Source organism: Sulfitobacter sp. 1A15258 (assembly GCF_043557045.1).
In the GTDB taxonomy this organism is placed as follows: Bacteria; Pseudomonadota; Alphaproteobacteria; order Rhodobacterales; family Rhodobacteraceae; genus Sulfitobacter; species Sulfitobacter faviae.
In genome coordinates, this window is sequence record NZ_JBIFFK010000003.1 from 323,934 (window position 1) to 347,245 (window position 23,312).

The window sequence follows — 23,312 nt, forward strand, 5'->3', positions numbered from 1 at the left end:
CCCCGCTGCATTTAGTCGGTCTTGTAGGTCGGGTGGAACAAACCACCGGGCGAGAGGGTGAAGATCTCCACCCCGTCTTCGGTCACACCCACCGAATGTTCGAACTGTGCCGAGAGGGATTTGTCGCGGGTGACAGCGGTCCAATCGTCGGCGAGGGTCTTGGTCTCGGCCCGGCCAAGGTTCACCATCGGCTCAATGGTAAAGAACATGCCCGGCTCAAGCACAGCGCCGGTGCCCGGGCGGCCATAGTGCAGCACGTTGGGCGGTGCGTGAAAGACCTGCCCCAGTCCATGGCCGCAGAAGTCGGTCACGACCGACATGCGGTGGCCTTCGACAAATGTCTGGATCGCATGGCCGATGTCACCAAAGGTATTGCCCGGCTTCACCGCTTCGATCCCGCGCATCAGGCTGTCGTGGGTCACGTTGATCAGCCGCTCGGCCTTGCGCGAAAGTTTGCCCGCCACATACATGCGGCTGGTATCGCCGAACCAGCCATCGACGATGACGGTCACGTCGATGTTCAGGATGTCGCCGTCTTTCAGCTTCTTGTCGCTGGGGATCCCGTGGCAGACCACATGGTTCACCGAGATGCAGCTGGCGTGTTTGTAGCCCTTGTAGCCAATGGTGGCGGATTTCGCCCCGGCGGCGTTGACCTTCTCTTCGATCAGGCGGTCCAACTCTCCGGTGGTTTGACCGGGGAAGACATGCTCTGCGATCTCGTCGAGTATGGTGGCGGCGAGACGGCCCGCTGCCTGCATCCCGGCATGATCGGAAGGCTCGTAAATGCGAATGCCGTCGCGCGTCTGGCGGCCTCGGTGTGCGTTGTTCACCGCTCTCTCCATGCTTGTGTTCGCTCCTACTTAACGTGGCTTTCGGGCGAGGGCCAGAGCGGCTCAGCCCGCGAAGGGGATCGGTTGCGCCAGTGTGACGGCTTGGGGCGTGATATGGGTGCCGATGGCGTAGATTTCCAGCCCCGCCGCCCGCGCGGCATGGGAGGCGGCGGCATAGGTCGGGTCGATATCGGCAGCGAGGCGCATCTGCGAGCAATCGGTGCGCTGCACCAGATAGAGCAGCACGGCGCGGTGCCCGGCCTGCGCCATCCGCGCCAACTCGCCCAGATGTTTCGCCCCGCGGGCGGTCACGCTGTCGGGGAATTCGGCCAGCCCCGTTTCGCGTGAGAGGGTGACGGATTTCACCTCGACATAGGCATCGGGCAGGCCATCGCCGCTGAGCAGGAAGTCGATGCGGGAGTTTTCGCCGTATTTCACCTCGGGCCGCACCTCGGTATAGGCGGCGAGCGGGGCGACCTCACCCGCGATCAGCGCCGCCTTCATCGCGCGGTTGGGCAGGGCGGTGTCGACGCCGGTGAAATGGCCGTTTTCATGGTCCACCAACCGCCAGCCGTAGTTCAGCTTTTTCTTCGGATCGTCGTTCGGCTCCAGCCAGATGCGGCTGCCCGGTTCCGCCAGTCCCATCATCGAGCCGGGGTTGGCGCAATGGGCCACCACCTCTTCGCCCGTCTCCTCAAGCCTGCAATCGGCCAGAAAGCGTTTGTAGCGGCGGATCAGCCGGGCGGGGACAAGTTGGGTTTGAAAGCGCATGGGGCGCGGCCTATACCGAAGGGACGCCATCCTCAAGGAGCCGCCCCATGTCAAACCCCACCGCCGCGATGATCGTCATCGGCGACGAAATCCTCTCGGGCCGGACCCGTGACAGCAATATGCATCACCTTGCGGGGGAGTTGACGAAAGTGGGGATCGACCTGCGCGAAGTGCGCGTGGTCTCGGACGATCATGGGGCGATCATCGCCGCCGTGCAGGCGCTGTCTTCGGCCTATACCCATGTCTTCACCTCGGGCGGGATCGGGCCGACGCATGACGACATCACCGCCGATTGCATCGCCGCCGCCTTTAACCGCGACATCGACGAGCGCGACGATGCGCGCGAGATTTTGGCGGAACATTACGCCCGCGCCGGGACCGAGATGAACGCGGCGCGCCTGCGCATGGCGCGCATCCCTGAAGGCGCCGCGCTGATTGAGAACCCGGTCTCTGCGGCGCCGGGTTTCATCGTCGAAAACGTGCATGTGATGGCCGGGGTGCCTGCGGTTTTTCAGGCGATGGTTGCCAGCGTTCTGCCGGGGCTGACCGGGGGGCAGCCGCTGATCAGTGAGACCCTGCGCATCGACCGGGGCGAAGGCGATATCGCCGGGCCGCTGGGGGCGCTGGCCGAGGAATATCCGCATTTGTCGATGGGCAGCTACCCGTTTCAAAAGGACGGTGTCTTTGGCGCGCATGTGGTGATCCGGGGCAGCGATCCGGGGATGGTCGAAGCCGCGATGGCCAAGCTCAAGGCCGCCTTCGCATGAGCGAGGCGCAGGCGTTTTTCGACGCGGGCGACGCGACATGGCCCGCTGCGCGGCGCGTCGAGCACGGCCCATGGACCCTGCGCGAAGGGCAGGGCGGCGGCAAGCGGGTCTCGGCGGCGACAGCGCGTGGGGCGATCTCCGATGCCGACATTCCGACCGCCGAAGCGGCGATGCGCGAGATGGACCAGCGCCCGCTGTTCATGGTCCGCGAGGGGGAGGATGACCTCGACGCGCTGCTGGCCGCGCGGGGGTACGACGTGGTCGATCCGGTCACGGTGCTGAGCCTGCCGATCACCCGCCTCACCGATATACCGATGCCCCCGGTCACCGCCTTTTGCATTTGGGAGCCGCTGGCGATCATGGCCGAGGTCTGGGCCACCGGCGGGGTCGGCCCCGCGCGCCTTGCCGTGATGGACCGCGCCGCAACCAAGACCGGCATCCTTGCCCGCTGGAACGAGAAACCCGCAGGCGTGGCCTTTGCCGGGGTGCACAATGATATCTGTATGGTCCACGCGGTTGAGGTGCTGCCCCATCAACAACGCCAAGGCGTGGCGACTTGGCTGATGCGGGCCGCCGCCCATTGGGGGCAGGCGCAGGGGGCCACGCGGTTGTCGGTGCTCTGCGTCGATACCAATACCCGTGCGCAGGCGCTCTATGCCAAGCTGGGCTTTGCCCCGGTCGGGCACTATCATTATCGTCAAAGCACCGAGTGAAGGATAAGCCCATGGCCAACGACATGCCCACCGCCCTTGATCTACCGATGGTCGATCCTCTGCCCGAGGCGACGCAGAAGTATTTCGATGTCTGTCAGGAAAAGCTCGGGATGGTGCCCAATGTGCTGCGCGCCTATGCCTTTGACATCGACAAGCTGAACGCCTTTACCGGCATGTATAACGATCTGATGCTGGGCGACAGCGCGCTCAGCAAGCTTGAGCGTGAGATGATCGCGGTGGCGGTGTCTTCGGTCAACAAATGCTACTATTGCCTCGTGGCCCATGGGGCGGCGGTGCGCGAGATGTCGGGCGATCCGCAATTGGGCGAAGCGCTGGTGATGAACTACCGCGTGGCCAAGATCAGCGCCAAACAGCGCGCCATGCTGGATTTCGCGGTCAAGCTGACCGAGGCGAGCGCCAAGGTCGAGGAAGCCGACCGTCAGGCGCTGCGCGATGCAGGCTTCACCGACCGTGACATTTTCGACATCGCCAGCGTGGCGGGTTTCTTTAACATGACCAACCGGGTGGCCAGCGCCACCGACATGCGCCCCAACGACGATTACCACGCGCAGGCGCGATGAGCCGGGCGCGCGTCGTTGCGGCTCTGGTCGGGGTGCTGCTGGCGGCCCCGGCGGCGGCGCTTGAACTGGCGCTGCCCAGCACCGCGCGCCTGACGGCTGAACGCAATACCGCACCGGATCGCTATGCGGCACCGGTCGGGGTCTATGCCGAAGGGCAGGTGGCGCGGGTCAATGTGGATGGCGACCTGCGCCGCGCCGCATGGCGGATGGACACGCCGGGGCTGACCGCCTTGCAAGTGATGCGCCCGCTGCGGCGGCAGCTTGAAGAGGCGGGTTTCGACATTGTGCTCGACTGCGCGGCGCGGGAGTGCGGCGGCTTTGATTTCCGCTTTGCGATAGAGGTGCTGCCGGGGCCGAATATGTATGTGAACCTGCGGGCCTTCCACTTCATCACCGCCCTGCGACGGGGCGAGGACGGAACGCCGACCGAGGCGATCAGCATCCTTGCCAGCACGGCGGCGACCTCGGCCTATGTGCAGATCATCCAAGCCCGCAGCGGCGACGCGGCGGAGGGTGACAGCCCCCCTGTCACGCCTGCGGCTACGGGGGAGGTGCCGCTTGCCAGCGCCACGGGGGATTTTGCAGCGACGCTAAAGACCGAGGGGCATCTGGTGCTGAACCGGTTGGAGTTCGAGACCGGCACCTCCGCGCTTGGCCCCGGCCCCTTTGCGACCCTCGCGCGGCTTGCCGAATTGCTCAAGGCCGAGCCGGGTCTGCGGGTGGCGCTGGTGGGGCATACCGATGCGGTGGGTAGTTTGGACGCCAATACCGCCCTGTCGCGCAGGCGGGCAGAGGCAGTGCGGGACCGATTGGTTGAGCGCTATGACGTGGCCCCCAACCGGCTGGAGGCGCAGGGCGCGGGCTATCTCGCGCCGCGTGACAGCAACTTGACCGAAGCGGGGCGCGAGCAGAACCGGCGGGTCGAGGTGGTCGTCCTCTCGGTGCAATAGCCTAGGTGGTGACTGTCATCTGAGTGGCCAGCAGCAGGTTGGTCTCGCTTGAACTCACCCCCTGAATCCGGCGGATTTGGCCCAACACACTGTCGAGTTCTTCGACGGTCTCCGTCCCCGTCTCGACGATCAAATCCCATTTGCCATTGGTCGCATGGATCGCCTGCACCGCGGGCATGCCCGCAAGGATGCGTTTGATCCGGTCGGTGCCCGCCCCTTCGATGGCCAAAAGCGTATGGCCCCGGATCGGGCTGTGACGCATGTCTTCTTTCAGGATCAGCGTGAAGCCCAAAATCGCGCCCGAGCTGACCAGACGTTCCACCCGCGCCCGCACCGTGACCCGCGACAGGCCGGTGGTGGCGGCCAGCGCGGAATAGGACATCCGCGCGTCGCGGCGCAGTTCCGCGATGATCTTATTGTCGATCTCGTCCATCAGCTTCCCGTCTTTTGCATGGGGCCATGTTTACGGCAGCGCGGGCGGGCTGGCCAGTCTTTGGAGATGTGCGATTGACGACGCCGGGGAAACCCATAATCTGCCGCGGAAAGGAACACTTCCATGCAAAGCCGCGCGCCCCTGTTCACCCCGGTCCTGATGGTCGGATGTATCATCATCATGGTCAGCTTCGCCGTGCGCGCCTCCTTCGGCGTGTTCCAGATCCCGATTGCCGAGGAATTTGCCTGGGCGCGCAGCGAGTTCTCCTTGGCCATCGCGATCCAGAACCTCGCCTGGGGCATCGGGCAGCCGGTTTTCGGCGCGCTGGCCGAGAAGATTGGCGACCGCAAGGCGATTATCATCGGGGCGGTGGTCTATGCGGTCGGGCTGCTCTTATCGGCCAATTCCGCGACGCCGATCGAACACCAGACCTATGCCTGGCTCGTGGGCTTCGGCATCGCGGGGACAGGTTTCGGCGTGATCCTTGCCGTGGTCGGGCGCGCGGCCTCGGACGAGAACCGCTCGATGGCGCTGGCGATTGCCACGGCGGCGGGCAGTGCGGGCCAAGTCTTTGGCGCGCCGGTGGCGGAATGGATGCTGGGCTTCATGTCATGGCAGATGACCTTCGTGAGTTTCGCGGGCGTGATCCTGTTGATGCTGCTCACGCTGCCGATGATGCGCGCGCCGGCGATGGCGAGCCGGGCTGAGCTTGAGGAGTCGATGGGCCAGATCCTCGGCAAAGCCTTCCGCGACCCCTCCTATACGCTGATCTTCCTCGGGTTCTTCTCCTGCGGCTACCAGTTGGCCTTCATCACCGCGCATTTCCCCGCCTTCGTGACCGAGATGTGCGGCCCGATCCTCGCGGGCGGCGTGCTGCACAACATCGGCATCACCACCACCTCGGCGCTCGGTGCGGTGGCGATCTCGCTCATTGGTCTGGCCAATATCGCGGGCACGCTGCTGGCGGGCTGGGCGGGCAAGCGCTATTCCAAGAAATACCTGCTGGCGGGGATCTATGTCGGGCGCACGGTGATCGCCGCCGCCTTCATCATGTTCCCGATCACGCCGATGACGGTGATCCTGTTCTCGGTGGGGATGGGTGCGCTCTGGCTGGCCACCGTGCCGCTGACCTCCGGCCTCGTCGCGCATATCTACGGGCTGCGCTACATGGGCACGCTCTACGGCATCGTGTTCTTCAGCCACCAGTTGGGCAGTTTCCTCGGCGTTTGGCTGGGCGGGCGGATGTATGACATCTACGGCAGCTACACCGGGGTCTGGTGGGTCGGCGTGGCCGTGGGGGCGTTCAGCGCCGTGGTACACCTGCCGATCCGCGAGAAAAGGCTCGAGGGGCTGGTGACCGCTTAACGCGCGCGCCAGCGTTCGAGGATGTGGTTGGCGGTCATCAGGTCCAGATGCGCGCCGCCGCCGTTCTTGAAGAGGGTGATTTCGTCATCGCTTTGCCGGGTGAAGGCGGCGAGGTCGTAGTAATCCGCCACGAGGTGATCGCGTGAGATCGCGCCGCTTTCCAGCGGGAACTTGATCTCGCCGATATGGCCGACGGTGGTGTCGAAACTGTCGACGAAAACGCGGGCGCGCTGGAGCGCCTTGTCGTCGACCTCGCGCATGTCGGGGCGGTAGGCGCCAATGAGATCGACGTGCTGGCCGGGTTGCAACCAATCGCCCTTGATCAGCGGGTCGGTCGACATGGTGGCGGAGGTGACGATATCGGCGGCGCGCACCGCCTGCTCCAGATCGGTCGCCACGTTGATCTTGCATTCCGCGGCCATCGCCTCGGCGTTCTTCGCGGTGCGGTTCCAAACCGTGAAGCGTGCCTGCGGGAAGGCGGCGGAATAGGCGGCGTGCAGCGCCCGGCCTTGGGTGCCCGCGCCGACGATCAGGATGTTCTCACTGTCCGGACGGGCGAGGCGGCGCGCGGCCAAGAGGCTGTCGCCCGCGGTTTTCCACTTGGTGACGAGGTGGAAGTCCACGATGGCGGAGAGCGTGCCTGTCACATCATCGAAAAGCGAGACGCCGCCGTTGACCATCGGCACTTCGCGGTCGGGGTTGCCGGGGAAAATCGTGGCGGATTTCACCGCGATGCCCAGCCCGTCGATCCATGCCGACCGGCTCAAGAGCGTGTCCTTGCCGCGGTAGAGGAAAGTGTCCCCGATCTCGGCCTTCGGGAGGTTATGCCCCGCGGCCAGCGCGTCGGTGAGCGCGATCCAGTCCAGAAGCGCCTCGCCCGCATCGAAGGAGATGTTCGGGATATCGGTCATGCGGCCTCCTCCCGGGTCAGCAGCCCTGCGGCGACGAGACGGTCGGCCCAGCCCTGCGGCCCGGTGAAATGATGGGTTTGCCAGCCTCGCGCGGCGGCGGCGGCGATATTGTCGGCGCGGTCATCGGTGAAGAGTAGCGCCTCCGGTTGCAGGCCGCTGCCCTGCTCCACGGCCTCGTAGATCGAGGGCGCGGGTTTGATCATGCCGAGGTGGCCGGAAATGAAATCACGGTCGAATTCGCGCAGGAAAGGATAATGGGTCGCGGCCAGATCATAGCTTTGAATGCCGAAGTTGGTGAGCGAGAAGACCGGCACGCCGCGCGCCTGAAGCGCCTTCATCAGCCGCAGCGAATGGTCGATCACCGGGGCCGCCATCTCGATCCAGCGATCGTGCCAGAGGCGGATTTCATCGCCCCATTCGGGTGTCGCCTCGGCCATGGCATAGATCGTGTCGCGGAAGTTTTCGCCGCTGTCGACGCGGTCGTTCATGCCGTGCAGGTCCACGGCGTCGAACATGGCGCGGCGTCGATCTTGGCCGATGACGCTGTCGTAAAACCGCTCCGGTTGCCATTCGATCAATACGTTGCCGATGTCGAAAACGACCGCCTGTGGTGTCATATCACTTGCCCTACCAATTGCTTAACACGGGCCTACCCCCGCGCCGCCGCGCGCAGTTCCCGCTCCAATGCTTCGAGGAAACGGGAGCGGTCGGCCTTTGTAAACCCCTTGCCGCCGCCTTGGCGGAAGGGGTCGGCGGCGCGCAGGTCGGCCATCAGGTCGCGGGTGGCCAGCACGTTGCCGATGTTGCGCGCGGTCAGCGCCTCGCCGTTGTGTTTCAGCACCCTCGCCCCCGCCTCGACGCATTTCGCGGCCAACGGGATGTCCCCGGTCACCACCACGTCGCCCGGCCCGCAGCGCTCGGCGATCCACATGTCGGCCACGTCCGGCCCGTCGGGTACGATCACGACCTCGACCAGCGGGTTCTGCGACAGGCGCAGCCCCCCGTTGGAGACGAGGAACATTTTGATCCTGTGCCGGGTCGCCACCCGCTCGGCCTCGGCCTTCACGGGGCAGGCGTCGGCGTCGATGTAGAGCGCGGTCACGGCTCAGCCCGCGTAGAGCGCGTCGGCATGGAAGGCGACGTGATCCTCCATGAAGCTCGCCACGAAGAAATAGCTGTGGTCGTAGCCCGGCTGCATGCGGAAGCTGCCCTGTTGGCGTTTCGCGGCCATGGCTTCGGCCAGCGCTTCGGGCATCAAGAGGTCGAGGAACTGGTCGCTGCCGCCTTGGTCGATCAGCACAGGCCCGTCGAAGCCTTTCTCGCGCATCAGGAGCGTGCTGTCGTGCTTTGCCCATGCGCTCTCGTCAGGCCCGAGGTAGGCGCCGAGTTGCTTTTTTCCCCAATCGCTCGCCGTCGGATGGGTGATCGGCGCGAAGGCCGAGACCGAAAGGAAACGCCCCGGCAGGTTCATCGCCAACGTCAGCGCGCCGTGCCCGCCCATGGAATGGCCGGTGATGCCTTGGCGCTCCATATCGAGGGCGAAATTCTCGGCCAGCAGGGGGGGCAGCTCCTCGGCCAGATAATCCCACATCTGGTAGTGCGCCGCCCAAGGGTCTTGGGTCGCGTTCACATAGAACCCCGCCCCTTTGCCAAGGTCGTAAGCATCGTCATCGGCCGCATCTTCACCACGCGGGGAGGTGTCGGGGAAGACCAATGCGATCCCGTGTTCGGCAGCCCAAGCCTGCGCGCCCGCCTTGGTCATGGCGTTCTCATGGGTGCAGGTCAGGCCCGAAAGGTACCACAGCACTGGAACGGGGCCGTCCTGCGCCTCGGCGGGGAGAAACAGGCCGAATGTCATGTCGCAGCCGCAGGTGTCGGAGGCGTGGGAGTAGACCCCCTGCGTGCCACCGAAACAGGCGTTTTCCGAGATGGTTTTCATGGCAGCGTTCCTTTCGAACTTGAGTGTGTCACAGGGCCGAGACCCAGCCTACGACAAGGCTGACGGTCACGATACTGACCGTGGTTGAAACGAGAATGGCGGCAGAGACCCGCTGAGGGGCGACGCCGTAGTGTTGGGCAAGCATATAGACATTGCCCGCGACCGGGAGAGAGGCGGTGGCGATGATAACCCCGGCTTTGTATGGGTCGACGCCGAAGAGAAACAGTGCACCAAAGGCCACGAAGAGCGGGTGCAGCACCAGTTTGCAGAAAGTCAGCCAGCCCGCAATCTCGATCCGTTCGGCGGATTTTGAAGCCAGCGAGGCGCCGATGGCGAACAGCGCACCGGGGGTGGCAGCGCCGCCAAGGATGGCCAGAAATTCGTTCAGCGGCACCGGGATCGGGATGCCGAAGCCGGACCAGAGGAACCCCAGCGTGATGGCGACGATCATCGGGTTTTTCAGCAGGCCGATCCCGACGATCTTAAGCGTCGCCAGCCGCAATTGCCCTTCGCGGGAGCCGGTGATCAGGATCACGATGAGGCTAGAAAAGATGATCATGTCGACGGTCAACGCCAGCAGCACGGGGCCGATCGCCTCTGGCCCCAAGAGCAGCGTCAGCATCGGCACGCCCAGAAAGCCGGTGTTGCCGATCACGGCGCATTGCGCCTCGATCCCGTTGGTGGCCACATCGAGCCCGCGCAAAAAACCCACGAGGCTGGCGATGGCATAGACGAAGGCCGTCCCCCAGAGGTAGGCGGCGACAAGGCGGCTGTCCCAGACCTCGGCCAAGGACAGATTGGCGGAAAAGCGGAACAGCATCGCCGAAAGGGCGAAGTAGAAGACGAATTTGGTGAGATAGGCCGTCGCTTCAGCAGAGAAAAACCGTGTGCGCCCGGCCCAGTAGCCAAGGCCGATCAGCGCAAAGAACGGCAGGGTTTTCAGGAAGATCGCGACCATGGGTCAAGCATTAGCCAGCCCGCCCTTGGGGTGCAATGGGGCAGGGGCTTGGGCCTTGGCTGAACCGATCGACGCCAACCGCGCGCTCATGGGGTTGCGGCCAGCGGGATCGCTTCGGGCGGCTCCGTGATCTCGCCGCCCCAGCAGTCCCATCGGCAGGTTCCGGCAAGGGCAAAGCGCCCGGCCCTTGGCGGGGCGGGTCAGGGAGCTACCTGTTGCGGGATGGACGCCACGCGAAGAACGAGGTTTGGAATATGAGAGTAGTTTTCTTGGCACCCCTAGTGCTGGCCGGATGCGCTGAATTGTCGACAGCGCCGGTGCAGAACCCGATCCCGGCCCCCGCGCCTGCGGCCACCACACCCCCGCCATCGCCGGAACCCGAGGCCCCGGCGCGGTCCGAAACCCCCAGCAGCGCGGCCAAGCCCAAACCGCTGCCGGAGTCGGTCGTGAACGCGGTGAACGACACCTCCAGCCCCTCTGAAGATGACGGGCAAGAAGAGCTTGCCGCCGCCGAGCCGCCGACCGACACCTGCAAAGAGGGCAGTTGGTGGGGGCTGATCGGACGCCCGCAATCGGCGGCGAGCATCGTCTCAGAGCCCAAGCGTGTCTATACAGAGGGCGACCCGGTGACGATGGACGCCAATCCCAACCGCACCAACATCGTCTTGGACGCGGAAGGCAAAATCGCCAAAGTCACCTGCGGCTAGGGCCGTCCCCTAGCCCTTGGGGCGGTTGTCGAGAATACGCACGGCTTTGCCCTCGGACCGGGCAACGCCGCCCACGTCCATGACTTCGACCGTGACCGAAATGCCGACGGTCTGTTTGATCTGTGCCGACAGCGCTTTGATCGCAGCAGCCCGGGCATCGGTGGTGACGCTGGCGTCAGCGCATTCACACAGCACGCGCATCTGGTCCATCCGATCGGGGCGCGAAAGCTCGATCTGGAAATGCGGGGCCAAGCCGGGCGTGGCCATTAGCGCCTCTTCGATCTGGGTGGGGAAGACGTTGACGCCGCGGAGTATAATCATGTCGTCGCTCCGCCCGGTCACCTTCTCCATCCGCCGCATGGCGCGCGCGGTGCCCGCCAGCAGGCGGGTCAGATCGCGGGTGCGGTAGCGGATGATCGGGAAGGCCTGTTTCGTGAGCGAGGTGAAAACCAACTCGCCCATTTCGCCATCCTCGACCGGGGCGCCAGTCTCGGGGTTGATGATCTCGGGGTAGAAGTGATCCTCCCAGATGTGCAGCCCGTCCTTGGTCTCCACGCATTCCATTGAGACGCCCGGCCCCATGACTTCGCTGAGCCCGTAGATGTCGACCGCATGCATGTCGAAGGCCTGTTCGATCTCCTGCCGCATGGCGTTGGTCCAAGGTTCGGCCCCGAAGATGCCGACTTCGAGCGAGGATTGGCGCGGGTCGATGCCTTGTTTGGCAAACTCATCCAAGATCGACAGCGCGTAGGACGGGGTGACAGTGATGCCCTTGGGGGCGAAATCTTCGATCAGGCGCACTTGGCGCGGGGTCATCCCACCCGAGATCGGCACGGTCGACAGGCCAAGCGCATCGGCGCCAAGGTGGATGCCCAAGCCGCCGGTGAACAGCCCATAGCCATAGGCATTGTGCAGCATGTCGCCCGGGCGCATCCCCGCCGCGCGTAGGGAGCGGGCGACGACTTGCCCCCAGTTCGCCAGATCGTCCTTGGTATAGCCCACCACGGTCGGCTGCCCGGTGGTGCCGGAGGACGCGTGAATGCGCGCCACCTGATCGCGCGGCACGGCGAACATGCCAAAGGGGTAATTGTCACGCAGGTCAGTCTTTACCGTGAAGGGAAAGCGCGAAAGATCGGAAAGCTGTTTCAGATCATCGGGATGCACGCCCGCATCGTCGAAGCTTTGCTTGTAGAAAGGGACGTTGTCATAGGCGTGGCGCAGGGACCATTTCAGGCGCTCCAATTGCAGGGCGCTGATCTCGTCCCGGCTGGCGATCTCAATCGGGTCGAGCGTATCCTTCGCGGGGGTCAGGTCTTTCATCAGGTCGGCTCCTCCTCGGTAAATAGCTGGCCCTTGACGGTGCGGGAGAGCCCGCGAAACAGGGCCACGACACGGTCATCCTCGCCCGTGACGGTCACATCATATATGCCCGACCGACCGCTGCGCGACACTTCGCGTGCGGTGGCGGTCAGCCGCTCCTCCGGCTGGCCGGGGCTGAGATAGGTGATTTGGTTCTGCTGGGCGACAGTGGTCTGGTTGTAGCTGTTGCAAGCAAAAGCAAAGGCGCTGTCGGCCAGCGTGAAGATGAAACCGCCGTGGCAAATCCCATGCCCGTTCAGCATGTCCGGGCGCACCGACATCGACAAAACCGCGCCGCCGGGGGTGACCTCGTCGATCCTCATGCCCAATCCGGCCGAGGCGGAATCTCGGGCGAACATCACCTCGGCACATTTGCGGGCGCGGGCGTCTGGGGTCATACCATCATGCCTTTGTGTTTCATTTTTCAGATTGGTTGCACAATTCTGTAACGCTTTCAAGAAATTTTGAGCCGCGCTTTCGGCCATGTCAGGGCTTGATTTGGCCCCCGTCAGGGTCAACTGTAAAGCCATGAGCATAGAGCCCCCATCGCCAATCACGGCTTTCGAGCGCCCTGCCGAACAGGTCGCTTTCCACCGCACCGAACTGTCGCTGATCCTATCGCTCTACGGGCGTATGGTCGCGGCGGGGGAGTGGCGGGACTACGGGATTTCGCACCTTAAGGACGTGGCCGTTTTTTCGGTCTTTCGCCGCACGGCTGAGATACCGCTTTACCGGATCGAAAAGCGGCCCAAGCTGCGCAACCGGCAGGGGATGTATGCGGTGGTGGGCACCGGCGGGCAGGTGCTGCGCCGGGGCCATGACCTGAAGGCCGTGCTGCGCGTGTTGGAGCGCAAGCTGATCCGCGCAGTAGATTAAACGCCGGGCCGGCGATGTGCCGTCACCGGGCCGTCACCGCCCGCTTTGATCCGGGCGATGGCCTCGGCGATGTTTTCATAGCTCACGGCCATGGCGTGGGCATTGGCGTGGATCATCGTCTCGCCGTCCACCACCAGCGCGACATGGCCTTTCCAGAACAACAGATCATTGCGCTGATAGGCATCGCTGACGGGGGCGCCCACCGTCTTTTCTTGCTGGTCGCTGTCACCGGGGCAGGGGATGCCGCAGGCCAGCAGCGCCGCCTGCACGAGGCCCGAACAATCGATCCCCCAACGGCTGTTGCCGCCCCAGAGGTAGGGCGTGCCAAGGAACAGCGCGGCGATCTGCGCGGGGTCGGCCTCTCGGCTCTCGACGGGGGCAAGATGGCCCAGCGGAATGTGCCCGTGTGGGGTTTCGGCGAAATCCTTGGCCTCTGCCGTGACCGTGACGCGCGCACCGTAGCTGAGGCTCAGCAGGTCCGGCGATTTCAGATCGGCGTCGCGATAGGCATGGGTGGCAGGCACGCAGACGCGGTGGGTGGCGCTGCGCGGGGTGCCAAGGGTGCTTTGCAGAACATGCCCGCAATAGCCATCCTTCTCGGCCTGCACATAGGTCCAGCCCGACGCCTCATGCAGCACGGTCACCTGCTCGCCGAACAACAGCTGCCGGTCGCGTGGCCCGTCAGGGCGGCGGCAGAGGTCGGCCACCGGCACCGCCACCTGCGCAGGGCGGTTCTGGGTCGCCAGCGCCGGGTCCGGGGTAAGGCGCGGGTCGCTCATGATTTCAGCAAGGCAGGCAGGGCGGCATAGATCGCGCGGGTGCCTTGGCCGGTGCCGCCTTTCGGCCGGGCGGGGGCGTCGGCAGGTTGCCAGCCGTAGATGTCGAAATGCGCGTATTTGCTGTCGGTTACAAAGCGGCGCAGGAAGAGCGCGGCGGTGATCGACCCGGCAAAGCCGCCCTTGGGCGCGTTGTCGAGGTCGGCGATGCCGGGCTCGATCAGCGCCTCGTAGGCATCATGGAATGGCATCCGCCAGACCGGATCGGCAGACCCGGCAGCGGCGCTTTCCAAAGCCGAGACGAAGGCGGCGTCGTCACTGTAATAGGGCGCAAGGTCCGGCCCCACGGCCACCCGCGCGGCCCCGGTCAGCGTCGCCATCGAGATGATCTGATCGGGCTTGTCTTCATCCGCCAGCGCCAGCGCATCGGCCAGCACCAGACGCCCTTCGGCATCGGTGTTGTTGATCTCAACCGTCAGCCCCTTGCGCGAGGTCAGGATGTCGCCGGGGCGGAAGGCATTGCCCGAGACGGAGTTCTCAACCGCCGGGATCAGCACGCGAAGCTGCACCTCCATGCCGGTGGCCATGATCATATGCGCCAGCCCCAGCACGGCGGCGGCCCCGCCCATGTCCTTTTTCATCAGCGCCATCGAGGCGCCGGGCTTCAGGTTCAGCCCGCCAGTGTCGAAACAGACGCCTTTCCCCACCAACGTCAGCTTTGGCCCCGCGTTGCCCCATGTCATGTCGATCAGCCGCGGCGCGCGGTCGGCGGCGCGGCCCACGGTGTGGATCATCGGCAGGTTGTTTTCCAGAAGGGCATCGCCGGTGGTTACCTCGATCTGCGCGCCATGCCGCTCGGCCAGTTTGCGCGCGGCGGCTTCAAGGTCGGGCGGCCCCATGTCTGAAGCGGGTGTGTTGATCAGGTCGCGGGTCAGCATCTCACCCGTGGCCAACGCGGTGATCTGTTCGACGTCGACCCCCTCGGGCGCGACGAGGCGGGCAGTCAGCGGGGATTGCTCGCGGTAGCGGTCAAATCGGTAGCCCGCCAGCAGCCAACCGAGCGCCTCTGTCGCCGCCTGATCCGCGGGCAGGCCGCTTTCGATCCGGTAATCTCCGGCAGGGAGTTTTGCCGCGGCGGCGGCGAGGTGAAAGCGGCCCCGGCGGCGGGCGGCTTCGGACCCATAGCCTGCGAGTGCCATGACCGGCGCACCTTCGGCCCCCGGCACGACAAGCGCCTGACCAAGGCCGCCCACAAAGCCGCTGGCCTTCACCCATGCCTGCACAGCGCCGGGCTGATCGGCAAGCCAGCCTTCAAGCGCGGTCTCGCTCAAGACGTGAAGCGGCAGGGCATTGGCGGAGGGGGCGGCGAATTCGGCGGACATGACAAACCTTTGCAAATCTGGATTTGCGCGCAGCCTACCTTTTCCTTCGCCACCCGCAAGCGATCAGATCGTGATCTCGGGCAAGTCCCATATTGCGGTCAGTGACCGTTCCCCGCTGCGCAGCAGCCGCGACAGCGTGGCCGCCGTGGCGATGTCATCCCCCGCGTCGATACAGACCATCACATCCGCCGCCACCCGGGCGACGAGCGCCATGCCGATTTGATCGGCGATGGCGATCAGGCGGTGCACGCTTTTGCGCAGGCCGGCGCGGTCTTGGCCCTCATGGAGCCTTTTGCAATGGGACAGGCGCAGGGCCAATTCCTCCATCGCGCGGCAGAGAACATCTTCGGCCCCCACCTCACCCAGTTGTGTGTAGAGCAGCGCCAGCCGCTCTTGATCGACGCAGACCTGTTCGGTCGGGCGAATTTGCATAAGTTGCATTGCTAACATCCTTCAAACGCCCCCACGGCCTCAGGGGCAATATGGCGCGTGAAGGTGTGCAAAGGGTTGCGATGATTGTGCCTTTTCTCTCGAATTCGTATGGCATTTGCGCTATCTGCGCTAAAACCGCATTTCGCATTAGGGGACGTTTACACATGGACAAGGCCAAGGCTCTGCCGTCGTATCTGTTGCAACGCTATCAGGGGTGGAAGGCGACCGGCTATGCCGAGAACCAAACATGGTATCGCCGATTGGCCGCCGAGGGGCAGCGCCCGCGTGCGATGGTGATCTCCTGCTGCGACAGCCGCGTGCATGTGACCTCGATCTTCGGCGCGGATCAGGGTGAGTTCTTTATTCACCGCAACATCGCCAACCTTGTCCCGCCCTATGAGCCGGATGGCAAGCAGCACGGCACCTCGGCTGCGGTAGAATATGCCGTCAATGCGCTGAAGGTCGCGCATCTGATCGTGCTGGGCCATTCCAGTTGCGGCGGCGTGGCGGGCTGCATCGAAATGTGCAAAGGCAACGCGCCCGAGCTTGAGAACCAAGACAGTTTCGTGGGCCGCTGGATGGACCTGCTGCGCCCGAAATACGAGACGGTGGAAAAGGTGGAAGACCCAGCGGAGCAGCAGCTTTTGCTGGAGCGCCAAGCGGTGCTAACCTCGCTCGAAAACCTGATGACCTTCCCGTGGATCAAGGAAAAGGTCGAAGACGGCACGCTGAGCCTGCACGGCCTGTGGACCGACATCGGCGAGGGCAGCTTGGAATATTATGACGCCAAGGCGCAGAAATTCGAGCCGGTCTGACGCTTGCGCAGACAGATGGCAGAGACGAAAAAGGGGGCCGCTTGGCCCCCTTTCTTATTCCTAAGCTGGGGCTGAACCTCAGCCCTTTTTCAGCACTTCGCGGCCCAGCAGCTCGGCGATCTGCACGGCGTTCAGGGCGGCACCCTTGCGCAGGTTGTCGCTGACGCACCACAGGTTGATGCCGTTGTCGATGGTGCTGTCCTGACGGATGCGGCTGATGAAGGTAGCGAAATCGCCGACGCATTCCACCGGCGTGACGTAGCCGCCGTCTTCGCGCTTGTCGATCACCATGATGCCTGGCGCTTCGCGCAGGATGTCGCGGGCTTCGGCTTCATCAAGGTGGTCTTCGAATTCGATGTTGATCGATTCCGCATGGCCCACGAAAACCGGCACGCGCACGCAGGTCGCGGTGACCTTGATCGACGGATCGACGATCTTCTTGGTCTCGGCGACCATCTTCCATTCTTCCTTGGTCGAACCGTCTTCGAGGAAGACGTCGATATGCGGAATCACGTTAAAGGCGATCTGCTTGGGGTAGACCTTGGCCTCGTAATTGTCGGTCGGGTTGTAGACCGATTTGGTCTGGTCCCAAAGCTCGTCGATGGCCTCTTTGCCCGAGCCGGAAACCGACTGGTAGGTGCTGACCACGACGCGCTTGATCTTGGCGCGGTCATGCAGCGGCTTCAGCGCCACGACCATCTGCGCGGTAGAGCAGTTGGGGTTGGCGATGATGTTCTTCTTGGAATAGCCGTGCACGTCTTCGGGGTTCACCTCCGGCACGATCAGCGGCACTTCGTTGTCGTAGCGGTAGAGCGACGAGTTATCGATCACCACGCAGCCCGCTTTGGCCGCGGCGGGCGCGTATTTCTTAGTCGCCTCGGAGCCCACGGCGAAAAGCGCCATGTCCCAGCCAGTGAAATCGAAAGTGTCGAGGTCTTTGGTCTTGAGGGTCTTGTCCCCGAAGGTGATCTCGGTCCCGAGCGAACGGCGGCTGGCAAGGGCCACGATCTCGTCCACGGGGAACTGACGCTCCGCAAGGATGTTCAACATTTCACGGCCCACATTGCCTGTGGCACCGACGACGGCGACGCGATAACCCATTTGATTACTCCAGTCTGTCCAATTTAATTTGACGCCATTTAACGCGCCTGCGGGGCATTGGCTAGGGCCAGCCGCGTGAGGGCAGGGCAGGGCGGTGCTTTGCCGGGGTTAAAGAACCTTGATCACGTCCTTGTTGATCGCGAGCATATAGCCGCGCCGGGCGATGTTCTTGACCAGCAGTTCCGACACCAGTTGGTTGCCAAGCGTGTCGCGCAGGCGTTTGATCCGCGTGGCACCCGCGGCCTCATCACAGTCGGCGGGGCTGCGGCCTGAGATCATGCCTTCAATCTCAGAGCCCGACAGCACGTCGTCATCCATCCGCGCCTCGGCAAGGACCGACATCGTCTCCATCGCAGCGGCGGTCAGTTTGAAGCCGAGGTTGTTGAGATAGACGGTATTCTCTTCCCGGCTGATCAGCAGAGAGTTGACCTGAATGCCCGTCCGCTCGATCTGGGCCATGCGGCGGTTGAAGCCGATCAGCATGAAGAGAAACACCATCGCCGCGACCAGCATGGCGCTGGCAAAGACCAAGAGCACCACGATCACGATGCGGTAGCTGGCCAAAGTCTCGGAAAAGGCGGTGCCGGACTGGGCGAGGATTTCCAGCAGCTTGATCTCGGCTTGGGTGGTCAGATCATCGTTCTCGATAAAGATCCGCTCAACCCGGGCGTTAAAGACGTTCGCATCCGGCAGCGCCCAGAGCAGCACAAGCGCCCCGACCAAAAGCACGGCGACCACGGCGGCGATGCCCCCGATCACGAAACGCCCGCCAAATCTGCGCATGTCAGAAGCGGAGGTAGAATGTTCCTGCACTGTCTTTCCTTTGATCCAAGCCTTCGTCCCCGAAAACAGACAGCACATTCAACAATGTCCAGCCCTCCGCTGCAAGACGCGGCGTGAGTTCGGTTTCGGCGGAGGCAGGCTCACAGGCCCCGGAGATCTGCGCCACCCCATAGTGAAGGCGCAGCGGGTTGTCTTGCTTGGCCTTGTAATCGGCAAAGCATCCAGCCGTTGCCGCGGCGGGCAGGGCCAGAATGACCGCTAGTGCGGTCAGCAAGAAGAGACATGGGTTTTTCATATGTTTTTAATGCGCTTTCACCCGCTGATATTCAATATCCAAGGCATTTTGAGCGCCTTGTTATTGGATAGCGACCCCCTGTTATTGCCTGTCTTTGGCCCTCATCCCAATTTGGTGGCACCAACAGACACACGAACCGATACGCGGCCCCCGAGTTTTGGCCGCAGAGGATCAAGGGCGCAGCGAAACGCGCCGATAACGAGAAGGGACCAGACCCATGTACCGCAAGTTCATTGCTACCATCGCCGCCTTGTCGGTTGCCATCACCGCCTTTGGCGCCCGCGACGCCGCCGCTGATGAAAAGGAAGTGCTGCGCACGCTTGCCGCGATTGCCGGTGTCGCGATCGTGGGCAAGATGATCTACGACAACAAGAAAGAGCGCGAGGAGCGTGAGGCGGTCACCCGCCGCCGCGCCGCGCCGGTCTATGAGGCGCCCCGGTATTACCCGACGGTTTCCAAACGGCCCCATCCGCGCCCCTATGTCGATCCGCGCCCCGCGCCGCGCCGCGACGACTGGACCCGCCCTGATCGCGACCGTGCCACCTACCCCGAGCGCGAAGTGCGCCCCCTGCCTGAGCGCGTGGACCGCAAGTTGCTGCCGCAGCAGTGCTTCCGCAGCTACACGGGCGATGAGGGCAAAGTCATGATGTTTGGCGAGCCCTGCCTTGAGAAGAATTACTCCTATGCCGACCGCCTGCCCCGCTACTGCGCCAAACGCGTCAGTACGTCCGAGGGCGCGCGCTACGGCTATGACGCCCGCTGTCTGCGCGACTCGGGTTACAGCTTGGCGCGTCGGTAAATCCGGCGTGCCTTGACCGAGCGGCACGTCCCTGTCGCTCGGGTTTTGAAAGGGGGGGTGTTCGGGCGCCTCCCCTTTCTCTTTTTTGTTGCACCTTTTAGGCGCATGCGGTTTCACCAGCCCCATGATACCTGACTATGAACTTGAACGCGGGGCGGCTGCCCGCGGCTTTCGCACCATCGCCGGTGTGGACGAAGTGGGCCGTGGCCCGCTGGCCGGGCCGGTCACTGCCGCTGCCGTGGTCTTTGCCGAAGGGCAGATCCCCGAGGGGCTGAACGATTCCAAGAAACTGACCGCCCGCGCCCGCGAAAAGCTTTATGAAGAAATCATGTCGGTCGCCGTGGTCTGCGTGGCCCATGCCACGGTCGAAGAGATCGAGGAACACAACATCTTGCGTGCCAGCCATCTGGCCATGACCCGCGCCTTGGCCGGTTTGGCCTGCAAGGCGGACTATGCGTTGATCGACGGCAATATGCTCCCGCGGGATCTGGCGCTGCCCGCGCAACCTGTGGTGAAGGGCGATGCGCGCTGCCTGTCGATCTCAGCGGCTTCTATTGTTGCGAAAACCGTACGCGATAACCTCATGGTGGATTTGGCGCAACAGCATCCGGGTTACGGCTGGGAAACCAATATGGGCTATGGCTCGAAAAGCCACATAGCTGCCCTGCGGGATCTTGGTGTCACCCCACACCATAGACGTTTGTTCAAGCCGGTACACAATATCTTGTATCAAGCCAATTTGTTAACCGATTGATTCAAAAAAGAAATTGACCACGATTCTCTGATGGCTCATTTTATCCACAACCAATGAGCGCTTAAGCGCCGGGTAATGAGGCAGAGATATGAAAACGATGACAAAGGGCGCCGCGGCGCTTCCCTTGAACACTATTGTTGCGGGCGATTGCATTGAGGCAATGAACGCCCTCCCAGCAGAATCGGTGGATCTGATCTTCGCGGATCCGCCCTACAACTTGCAGTTGCGAGGTGATTTGCATCGCCCCGACAACTCCAAGGTCGATGCAGTTGATGACGAATGGGACCAATTCGCCAGCTTCAAAGCCTATGACGAGTTCACCCGTGGATGGCTCAAAGCCGCGCGGCGTTTGCTGAAACCCGATGGCGCGATCTGGGTGATCGGCAGCTATCACAACATTTTCCGCGTTGGTGCTGCGCTTCAGGATCAGGGGTTCTGGATCCTCAACGACGTGGTATGGCGCAAGTCCAACCCGATGCCGAACTTCCGCGGCAAGCGCTTCACCAATGCCCATGAGACGATGATCTGGGCGGGCAAGAGCGAGAACAGCAAATACACATTTAACTATGAGGCGCTGAAGGCGCTGAACGAAGGCATCCAGATGCGCAGCGATTGGGTGCTGCCGATCTGCACCGGCCATGAGCGTCTGAAGGATGAGTCGGGCGACAAAGCGCACCCGACGCAAAAGCCAGAAAGCCTGCTGCACCGCATCCTCGTTGGTTCGACCAACCCCGGCGATGTGATCCTCGACCCGTTCTTCGGCACCGGCACCACCGGGGCTGTCGCCAAGATGCTGGGCCGCGATTTCATCGGGATCGAGCGCGAGGAAGCCTATCGCAAGGTTGCCGAAAAGCGGATCTCGATGGTGCGCAAATTCGACAACGAAGCGCTGCAAACCACCACCTCCAAACGCGCCGAGCCGCGGGTGCCTTTCGGCCAGTTGGTCGAGCGTGGCATGCTGCGCCCGGGCGAGAACCTCTATTCCATGAATGGCCGCCACAAGGCCAAGGTCCGTGCCGATGGCACCCTCATTGGCAGCGATGTCAAAGGGTCGATCCATCAGGTGGGCGCAGCCTATGAGAAAGCGCCAAGCTGCAACGGCTGGACCTATTGGTGCTACAAGAAAGACGGCAAGAATGTCCCCATCGACATTCTGCGTCAGCAGATCAGAGCCGAGATGGCGAACTGATCCACCCCGGATAATCGAACACCGCCGGCACCCGTGGCCCCTCTGCGTGAGGGGCATGCACACGGGTGCCTACCTTGACCCCGCCCGATGGCGGGGTTTTTTTGAATCAGCCTGTAAGGCTGGCCTAATGCATCTGCCGGTTGCGGCCCTGAAGCGCGCGCAGCGCAGCGGCGAGGTAGCTGGCATCGAAATCGCATTTATTCACCACATAGAGCACCCCGGCAGAGGCGGCTTTCTCCCACATGACCGGAGAGGGCCAATCGCTGAGCATGATGACGGGGGTTTGAGCGTGGCGATGATCACAGGCCAGTTCCAGCGCGAAATTCGCGCCCAGCCCATCGGGCAGGTTGTTGTCGAGCAGGATCAGCGCCTTGTCCCCGGCGCTGAGCGCCCGGCGTGCCGCTTCGATGCTGGGGGCGAATTCGACCCGCATCCCGCCATAGGCGCGGGCCAGAACGCGGCGCAGTCTTTCTCGGTCAAACTCACTGTCTTCGACGATCAGACAGGTGCCATCATAGGCCGCCCGCGCGGGTGTTTGTTGGTGCTGCATCAATACCACTCCACTGGTAACAATCGCAGCTTTTCTGGCAGGCAAACTTTAACTTTGCGTTGCCGTGTTCAAAGCCGGGGCAGGGGGTTGCTGGCCTTGTTGTAGGCTTTCCAGTCGGTGATCTCGGGGTAATACATCTCGCGCCATTTGCGCACCCGCGGGTTCATGACGCGCCGCCACAGCGGCGGCACCATGGCGGCCATGGTCATCACCGGATAGCCATAGGGAAGCTGCGGCGCATCGCCCGTGCCGTAGGTCTGCAAGACCGGAAAACGCCGGTCGGGTTTGTAGTGGTGATCGGAATGGCGTTGCAGGTTGATCAGCAGCCAGTTGCTGGCTTTATGTGCCGCGTTCCACGAATGGCGCGGCTGCACATGCTCATATTTCCCGCCGCCCAGATGTTTACGCGTCAGCCCGTAGTGTTCAATGTAATTGACCAGTTCCAACTGCCAAATCGCGACCCCGGCCTGCACAAGGAACAGGCCCAGACCGCTCCACCCGCCCAAGACAAGCGCCAGCAGCAGAAAGGCGGCTTGCAGCGCCCAGTATTTGAAGAAGGGATTGCCCGGATCTGTCCAAGGTAGCCCCTTGCGCGCCAGCATGTTCTCTTCCGCTTGGAAGGCCGAGGTCAGCGACTCGCGCAGCACGCGGGGGTAGAAGCGATGGAACCCTTCGTTGTAGCGCGCTGTCACCGTGTCGCGCGGGGTGCCGACATGGCGGTGGTGCACCAACAGATGCTCAGACCGGAAATGCGAATATAGCACCATGGCCAGCAGGATATCCGCCAGCCGCCGTTCGGTCTTGTTCCGCTGGTGCATCAGCTCATGGCTGTAGTTGATCCCGATGGTGCCGGTGATGATGCCGACGCCGAAGAACAGGAAAATACGCTCTGCAGAGCCCAGATGCGCGGCCCGCGTGGCGTAATAGATCAGGCCAAAGACGGTCAGGCATTGCAGCGGGGTCCAGAGCAGGGTGACGAGGCGGTACCAATAAAGATCATCCTCCGTCGCCTCCAGATCGGCGTTGTCGAGGTTCAGCCCCAGCACCGCGTCGAGCATCGAAAACAGATACCATGTCACCAGCGGCAGCAGCGCGATGGTCCAGCCGCCCTGCGCCGCACAGAACCACGCCAGCGGGATCAGCAGCAGGGACATCCAGAAAGGCAGGGCGCGCGACAGACGGGCGAGGTCTTGGGCGGCGATGATGCGGTTGGCCATGGGGCACCTCATAGTTGCGCGCCAGATATACCGCAGTTTGCCCGATGCACAAAGCCTGA

General features: G+C 63.4%; 29 protein-coding genes. 11 read left to right on the forward strand and 18 right to left on the reverse strand.

Annotation, left to right across the window (positions count from 1 at the left end; translation table 11 throughout):
• Nucleotides 1-11 precede the first annotated feature (11 nt).
• Both map and sfsA read right to left on the reverse strand, forming a co-directional pair.
• Nucleotides 12-842: a type I methionyl aminopeptidase gene (map, locus tag ACGYK9_RS08890; RefSeq protein WP_271688803.1), complete on the reverse strand. Its 831-nt coding sequence runs from the start codon at nt 840-842 to the stop codon at nt 12-14.
• Between the two features lie 51 nt (nt 843-893).
• Entirely contained in the window at nt 894-1,601 is a 708-nt protein-coding gene (gene sfsA, locus ACGYK9_RS08895) for a DNA/RNA nuclease SfsA (protein WP_394409668.1), read from the reverse strand.
• Between the two features lie 47 nt (nt 1,602-1,648).
• Between sfsA and ACGYK9_RS08900 the strand changes: the two genes are divergently transcribed.
• From ACGYK9_RS08900 to ACGYK9_RS08915, 4 genes are read left to right on the forward strand one after another with little or no spacing between them, the layout of a single operon-like run.
• Nucleotides 1,649-2,368 (forward strand): competence/damage-inducible protein A, encoded by a 720-nt coding sequence (locus tag ACGYK9_RS08900; RefSeq protein WP_394409671.1) that lies wholly within the window; start codon nt 1,649-1,651, stop codon nt 2,366-2,368.
• A complete protein-coding gene (locus tag ACGYK9_RS08905) occupies nt 2,365-3,081 on the forward strand; it encodes a GNAT family N-acetyltransferase (protein WP_394409674.1) in 717 nt (238 codons plus the stop codon). Before ACGYK9_RS08900 ends, ACGYK9_RS08905 begins: the two co-directional genes overlap by 4 nt.
• Nucleotides 3,082-3,092: 11 nt before the next feature.
• Nucleotides 3,093-3,662, forward strand: coding sequence for a peroxidase-related enzyme (locus ACGYK9_RS08910; protein ID WP_394409677.1), 570 nt, complete (start codon nt 3,093-3,095; stop codon nt 3,660-3,662).
• A complete protein-coding gene (locus ACGYK9_RS08915; RefSeq protein WP_394409680.1) occupies nt 3,659-4,612 on the forward strand; it encodes an OmpA family protein in 954 nt (317 codons plus the stop codon). The genes ACGYK9_RS08910 and ACGYK9_RS08915 overlap by 4 nt, the downstream gene beginning before the upstream one ends.
• Before the next feature lies 1 nt (nt 4,613).
• On the opposite strand, the gene ACGYK9_RS08920 is transcribed toward ACGYK9_RS08915, so the two are convergent.
• Nucleotides 4,614-5,045, reverse strand: a complete 432-nt coding sequence (locus ACGYK9_RS08920) for an Lrp/AsnC family transcriptional regulator (protein WP_067262523.1) — start codon at nt 5,043-5,045, stop codon at nt 4,614-4,616.
• Nucleotides 5,046-5,168: 123 nt separating this feature from the next.
• Between ACGYK9_RS08920 and ACGYK9_RS08925 the strand changes: the two genes are divergently transcribed.
• A complete protein-coding gene (locus ACGYK9_RS08925; RefSeq protein ID WP_394409683.1) occupies nt 5,169-6,410 on the forward strand; it encodes an MFS transporter in 1,242 nt (413 codons plus the stop codon).
• Here the strand turns inward: ACGYK9_RS08925 and ACGYK9_RS08930 are convergent.
• The 5 genes from ACGYK9_RS08930 to ACGYK9_RS08950 are packed head-to-tail and all read right to left on the reverse strand — an operon-like array spanning nt 6,407 to nt 10,218.
• Nucleotides 6,407-7,321 carry an ornithine cyclodeaminase family protein gene (locus tag ACGYK9_RS08930; RefSeq protein ID WP_394409686.1) on the reverse strand — a complete coding sequence of 305 codons (915 nt, stop codon included), beginning with the start codon at nt 7,319-7,321 and terminating at the stop codon, nt 6,407-6,409. The two genes, ACGYK9_RS08925 and ACGYK9_RS08930, sit on opposite strands and share 4 nt — an antisense overlap.
• Nucleotides 7,318-7,938, reverse strand: coding sequence for an HAD family hydrolase (locus ACGYK9_RS08935; RefSeq protein WP_394409689.1), 621 nt, complete (start codon nt 7,936-7,938; stop codon nt 7,318-7,320). The genes ACGYK9_RS08930 and ACGYK9_RS08935 overlap by 4 nt, the downstream gene beginning before the upstream one ends.
• Before the next feature lie 32 nt (nt 7,939-7,970).
• Nucleotides 7,971-8,423: a YaiI/YqxD family protein gene (locus ACGYK9_RS08940; protein WP_394409692.1), complete on the reverse strand. Its 453-nt coding sequence runs from the start codon at nt 8,421-8,423 to the stop codon at nt 7,971-7,973.
• A gap of 3 nt (nt 8,424-8,426) precedes the next feature.
• Nucleotides 8,427-9,260, reverse strand: a complete 834-nt coding sequence (gene fghA, locus ACGYK9_RS08945; protein ID WP_394409695.1) for an S-formylglutathione hydrolase — start codon at nt 9,258-9,260, stop codon at nt 8,427-8,429.
• 28 nt (nt 9,261-9,288) lie between these two features.
• Nucleotides 9,289-10,218: an AEC family transporter gene (locus ACGYK9_RS08950; RefSeq protein WP_243266482.1), complete on the reverse strand. Its 930-nt coding sequence runs from the start codon at nt 10,216-10,218 to the stop codon at nt 9,289-9,291.
• Nucleotides 10,219-10,472: 254 nt separating this feature from the next.
• On the opposite strand from ACGYK9_RS08950, the gene ACGYK9_RS08955 reads away from it, so the two are divergent.
• Complete coding sequence (locus ACGYK9_RS08955) at nt 10,473-10,925, forward strand: I78 family peptidase inhibitor (protein WP_394409699.1); 453 nt, start codon at nt 10,473-10,475, stop codon at nt 10,923-10,925.
• 9 nt (nt 10,926-10,934) lie between these two features.
• Here ACGYK9_RS08955 and paaK read toward each other — a convergent pair whose 3' ends face one another.
• A complete protein-coding gene (paaK, locus tag ACGYK9_RS08960) occupies nt 10,935-12,245 on the reverse strand; it encodes a phenylacetate--CoA ligase PaaK (RefSeq protein ID WP_394409702.1) in 1,311 nt (436 codons plus the stop codon).
• Entirely contained in the window at nt 12,245-12,682 is a 438-nt protein-coding gene (gene paaI, locus ACGYK9_RS08965) for a hydroxyphenylacetyl-CoA thioesterase PaaI (RefSeq protein ID WP_394409705.1), read from the reverse strand. Before paaI ends, paaK begins: the two co-directional genes overlap by 1 nt.
• 130 nt (nt 12,683-12,812) lie before the next feature.
• Between paaI and ACGYK9_RS08970 the strand changes: the two genes are divergently transcribed.
• Nucleotides 12,813-13,160: a DUF2794 domain-containing protein gene (locus tag ACGYK9_RS08970; RefSeq protein ID WP_209218493.1), complete on the forward strand. Its 348-nt coding sequence runs from the start codon at nt 12,813-12,815 to the stop codon at nt 13,158-13,160.
• Here the strand turns inward: ACGYK9_RS08970 and ACGYK9_RS08975 are convergent.
• From ACGYK9_RS08975 to ACGYK9_RS08985, 3 genes are all read right to left on the reverse strand, one after another.
• Complete coding sequence (locus ACGYK9_RS08975) at nt 13,157-13,939, reverse strand: NlpC/P60 family protein (protein ID WP_394409708.1); 783 nt, start codon at nt 13,937-13,939, stop codon at nt 13,157-13,159. The two genes, ACGYK9_RS08970 and ACGYK9_RS08975, sit on opposite strands and share 4 nt — an antisense overlap.
• On the reverse strand, nt 13,936-15,318 hold the full coding sequence (locus tag ACGYK9_RS08980) for a leucyl aminopeptidase family protein (RefSeq protein ID WP_394409711.1): 1,383 nt from the start codon (nt 15,316-15,318) through the stop codon (nt 13,936-13,938). Before ACGYK9_RS08980 ends, ACGYK9_RS08975 begins: the two co-directional genes overlap by 4 nt.
• A 63-nt stretch (nt 15,319-15,381) precedes the next feature.
• Nucleotides 15,382-15,759 carry a hypothetical protein gene (locus ACGYK9_RS08985; RefSeq protein ID WP_394409714.1) on the reverse strand — a complete coding sequence of 126 codons (378 nt, stop codon included), beginning with the start codon at nt 15,757-15,759 and terminating at the stop codon, nt 15,382-15,384.
• A gap of 155 nt (nt 15,760-15,914) precedes the next feature.
• Here ACGYK9_RS08985 and ACGYK9_RS08990 point away from each other — a divergent pair, with 155 nt between their 5' ends.
• Nucleotides 15,915-16,565, forward strand: coding sequence for a carbonic anhydrase (locus tag ACGYK9_RS08990; RefSeq protein ID WP_209218489.1), 651 nt, complete (start codon nt 15,915-15,917; stop codon nt 16,563-16,565).
• A gap of 78 nt (nt 16,566-16,643) precedes the next feature.
• Here the strand turns inward: ACGYK9_RS08990 and ACGYK9_RS08995 are convergent, their stop codons facing one another.
• From ACGYK9_RS08995 to ACGYK9_RS09005, 3 genes are all read right to left on the reverse strand, one after another.
• A complete protein-coding gene (locus ACGYK9_RS08995; RefSeq protein ID WP_067266005.1) occupies nt 16,644-17,666 on the reverse strand; it encodes an aspartate-semialdehyde dehydrogenase in 1,023 nt (340 codons plus the stop codon).
• Between the two features lie 108 nt (nt 17,667-17,774).
• Nucleotides 17,775-18,449, reverse strand: coding sequence for a hypothetical protein (locus ACGYK9_RS09000; protein WP_082852096.1), 675 nt, complete (start codon nt 18,447-18,449; stop codon nt 17,775-17,777).
• A 1-nt stretch (nt 18,450) separates the two neighbouring features.
• A complete protein-coding gene (locus tag ACGYK9_RS09005; RefSeq protein WP_394409717.1) occupies nt 18,451-18,744 on the reverse strand; it encodes a hypothetical protein in 294 nt (97 codons plus the stop codon).
• 217 nt (nt 18,745-18,961) lie between these two features.
• On the opposite strand from ACGYK9_RS09005, the gene ACGYK9_RS09010 reads away from it, so the two are divergent.
• From ACGYK9_RS09010 to ACGYK9_RS09020, 3 genes are all read left to right on the forward strand, one after another.
• Nucleotides 18,962-19,543 carry a hypothetical protein gene (locus ACGYK9_RS09010; protein WP_394409720.1) on the forward strand — a complete coding sequence of 194 codons (582 nt, stop codon included), beginning with the start codon at nt 18,962-18,964 and terminating at the stop codon, nt 19,541-19,543.
• Nucleotides 19,544-19,667: 124 nt separating this feature from the next.
• On the forward strand, nt 19,668-20,297 hold the full coding sequence (locus ACGYK9_RS09015; protein ID WP_394409723.1) for a ribonuclease HII: 630 nt from the start codon (nt 19,668-19,670) through the stop codon (nt 20,295-20,297).
• 88 nt (nt 20,298-20,385) lie between these two features.
• Nucleotides 20,386-21,486 (forward strand): site-specific DNA-methyltransferase, encoded by a 1,101-nt coding sequence (locus tag ACGYK9_RS09020; protein WP_394409726.1) that lies wholly within the window; start codon nt 20,386-20,388, stop codon nt 21,484-21,486.
• Between the two features lie 124 nt (nt 21,487-21,610).
• Here ACGYK9_RS09020 and ACGYK9_RS09025 read toward each other — a convergent pair whose 3' ends face one another.
• Both ACGYK9_RS09025 and ACGYK9_RS09030 read right to left on the reverse strand, forming a co-directional pair.
• Nucleotides 21,611-22,036, reverse strand: coding sequence for a response regulator (locus tag ACGYK9_RS09025; protein ID WP_394409729.1), 426 nt, complete (start codon nt 22,034-22,036; stop codon nt 21,611-21,613).
• A gap of 68 nt (nt 22,037-22,104) precedes the next feature.
• Nucleotides 22,105-23,253, reverse strand: coding sequence for an alkane 1-monooxygenase (locus tag ACGYK9_RS09030; protein WP_394409732.1), 1,149 nt, complete (start codon nt 23,251-23,253; stop codon nt 22,105-22,107).
• Between the last annotated feature and the right edge of the window lie 59 nt (nt 23,254-23,312).

Excerpts from the sequence above, each read along its gene's own strand:
- ACGYK9_RS09005 (WP_394409717.1), bottom strand. The coding sequence starts at position 18,744 with ATGAAAAACCCATGTCTCTTCTTGCTGACCGCACTAGCGGTCATTCTG.
- ACGYK9_RS09025 (WP_394409729.1), bottom strand. The coding sequence starts at position 22,036 with ATGCAGCACCAACAAACACCCGCGCGGGCGGCCTATGATGGCACCTGT.
- ACGYK9_RS08990 (WP_209218489.1), top strand. The coding sequence starts at position 15,915 with ATGGACAAGGCCAAGGCTCTGCCGTCGTATCTGTTGCAACGCTATCAG.
- ACGYK9_RS08995 (WP_067266005.1), bottom strand. The coding sequence starts at position 17,666 with ATGGGTTATCGCGTCGCCGTCGTCGGTGCCACAGGCAATGTGGGCCGT.
- ACGYK9_RS08915 (WP_394409680.1), top strand. The coding sequence starts at position 3,659 with ATGAGCCGGGCGCGCGTCGTTGCGGCTCTGGTCGGGGTGCTGCTGGCG.
- ACGYK9_RS08970 (WP_209218493.1), top strand. The coding sequence starts at position 12,813 with ATGAGCATAGAGCCCCCATCGCCAATCACGGCTTTCGAGCGCCCTGCC.
- ACGYK9_RS08985 (WP_394409714.1), bottom strand. The coding sequence starts at position 15,759 with ATGCAACTTATGCAAATTCGCCCGACCGAACAGGTCTGCGTCGATCAA.
- ACGYK9_RS08935 (WP_394409689.1), bottom strand. The coding sequence starts at position 7,938 with ATGACACCACAGGCGGTCGTTTTCGACATCGGCAACGTATTGATCGAA.
- ACGYK9_RS08905 (WP_394409674.1), top strand. The coding sequence starts at position 2,365 with ATGAGCGAGGCGCAGGCGTTTTTCGACGCGGGCGACGCGACATGGCCC.
- ACGYK9_RS09015 (WP_394409723.1), top strand. The coding sequence starts at position 19,668 with ATGATACCTGACTATGAACTTGAACGCGGGGCGGCTGCCCGCGGCTTT.
- paaK (WP_394409702.1), bottom strand. The coding sequence starts at position 12,245 with ATGAAAGACCTGACCCCCGCGAAGGATACGCTCGACCCGATTGAGATC.
- ACGYK9_RS09030 (WP_394409732.1), bottom strand. The coding sequence starts at position 23,253 with ATGGCCAACCGCATCATCGCCGCCCAAGACCTCGCCCGTCTGTCGCGC.
- ACGYK9_RS08980 (WP_394409711.1), bottom strand. The coding sequence starts at position 15,318 with ATGTCCGCCGAATTCGCCGCCCCCTCCGCCAATGCCCTGCCGCTTCAC.
- ACGYK9_RS08920 (WP_067262523.1), bottom strand. The coding sequence starts at position 5,045 with ATGGACGAGATCGACAATAAGATCATCGCGGAACTGCGCCGCGACGCG.
- ACGYK9_RS08955 (WP_394409699.1), top strand. The coding sequence starts at position 10,473 with ATGAGAGTAGTTTTCTTGGCACCCCTAGTGCTGGCCGGATGCGCTGAA.
- sfsA (WP_394409668.1), bottom strand. The coding sequence starts at position 1,601 with ATGCGCTTTCAAACCCAACTTGTCCCCGCCCGGCTGATCCGCCGCTAC.
- ACGYK9_RS08930 (WP_394409686.1), bottom strand. The coding sequence starts at position 7,321 with ATGACCGATATCCCGAACATCTCCTTCGATGCGGGCGAGGCGCTTCTG.
- ACGYK9_RS09000 (WP_082852096.1), bottom strand. The coding sequence starts at position 18,449 with ATGCGCAGATTTGGCGGGCGTTTCGTGATCGGGGGCATCGCCGCCGTG.
- map (WP_271688803.1), bottom strand. The coding sequence starts at position 842 with ATGGAGAGAGCGGTGAACAACGCACACCGAGGCCGCCAGACGCGCGAC.
- ACGYK9_RS08950 (WP_243266482.1), bottom strand. The coding sequence starts at position 10,218 with ATGGTCGCGATCTTCCTGAAAACCCTGCCGTTCTTTGCGCTGATCGGC.
- ACGYK9_RS08910 (WP_394409677.1), top strand. The coding sequence starts at position 3,093 with ATGGCCAACGACATGCCCACCGCCCTTGATCTACCGATGGTCGATCCT.
- ACGYK9_RS08975 (WP_394409708.1), bottom strand. The coding sequence starts at position 13,939 with ATGAGCGACCCGCGCCTTACCCCGGACCCGGCGCTGGCGACCCAGAAC.
- fghA (WP_394409695.1), bottom strand. The coding sequence starts at position 9,260 with ATGAAAACCATCTCGGAAAACGCCTGTTTCGGTGGCACGCAGGGGGTC.
- ACGYK9_RS09010 (WP_394409720.1), top strand. The coding sequence starts at position 18,962 with ATGTACCGCAAGTTCATTGCTACCATCGCCGCCTTGTCGGTTGCCATC.
- ACGYK9_RS08925 (WP_394409683.1), top strand. The coding sequence starts at position 5,169 with ATGCAAAGCCGCGCGCCCCTGTTCACCCCGGTCCTGATGGTCGGATGT.
- paaI (WP_394409705.1), bottom strand. The coding sequence starts at position 12,682 with ATGACCCCAGACGCCCGCGCCCGCAAATGTGCCGAGGTGATGTTCGCC.
- ACGYK9_RS08900 (WP_394409671.1), top strand. The coding sequence starts at position 1,649 with ATGTCAAACCCCACCGCCGCGATGATCGTCATCGGCGACGAAATCCTC.
- ACGYK9_RS09020 (WP_394409726.1), top strand. The coding sequence starts at position 20,386 with ATGAAAACGATGACAAAGGGCGCCGCGGCGCTTCCCTTGAACACTATT.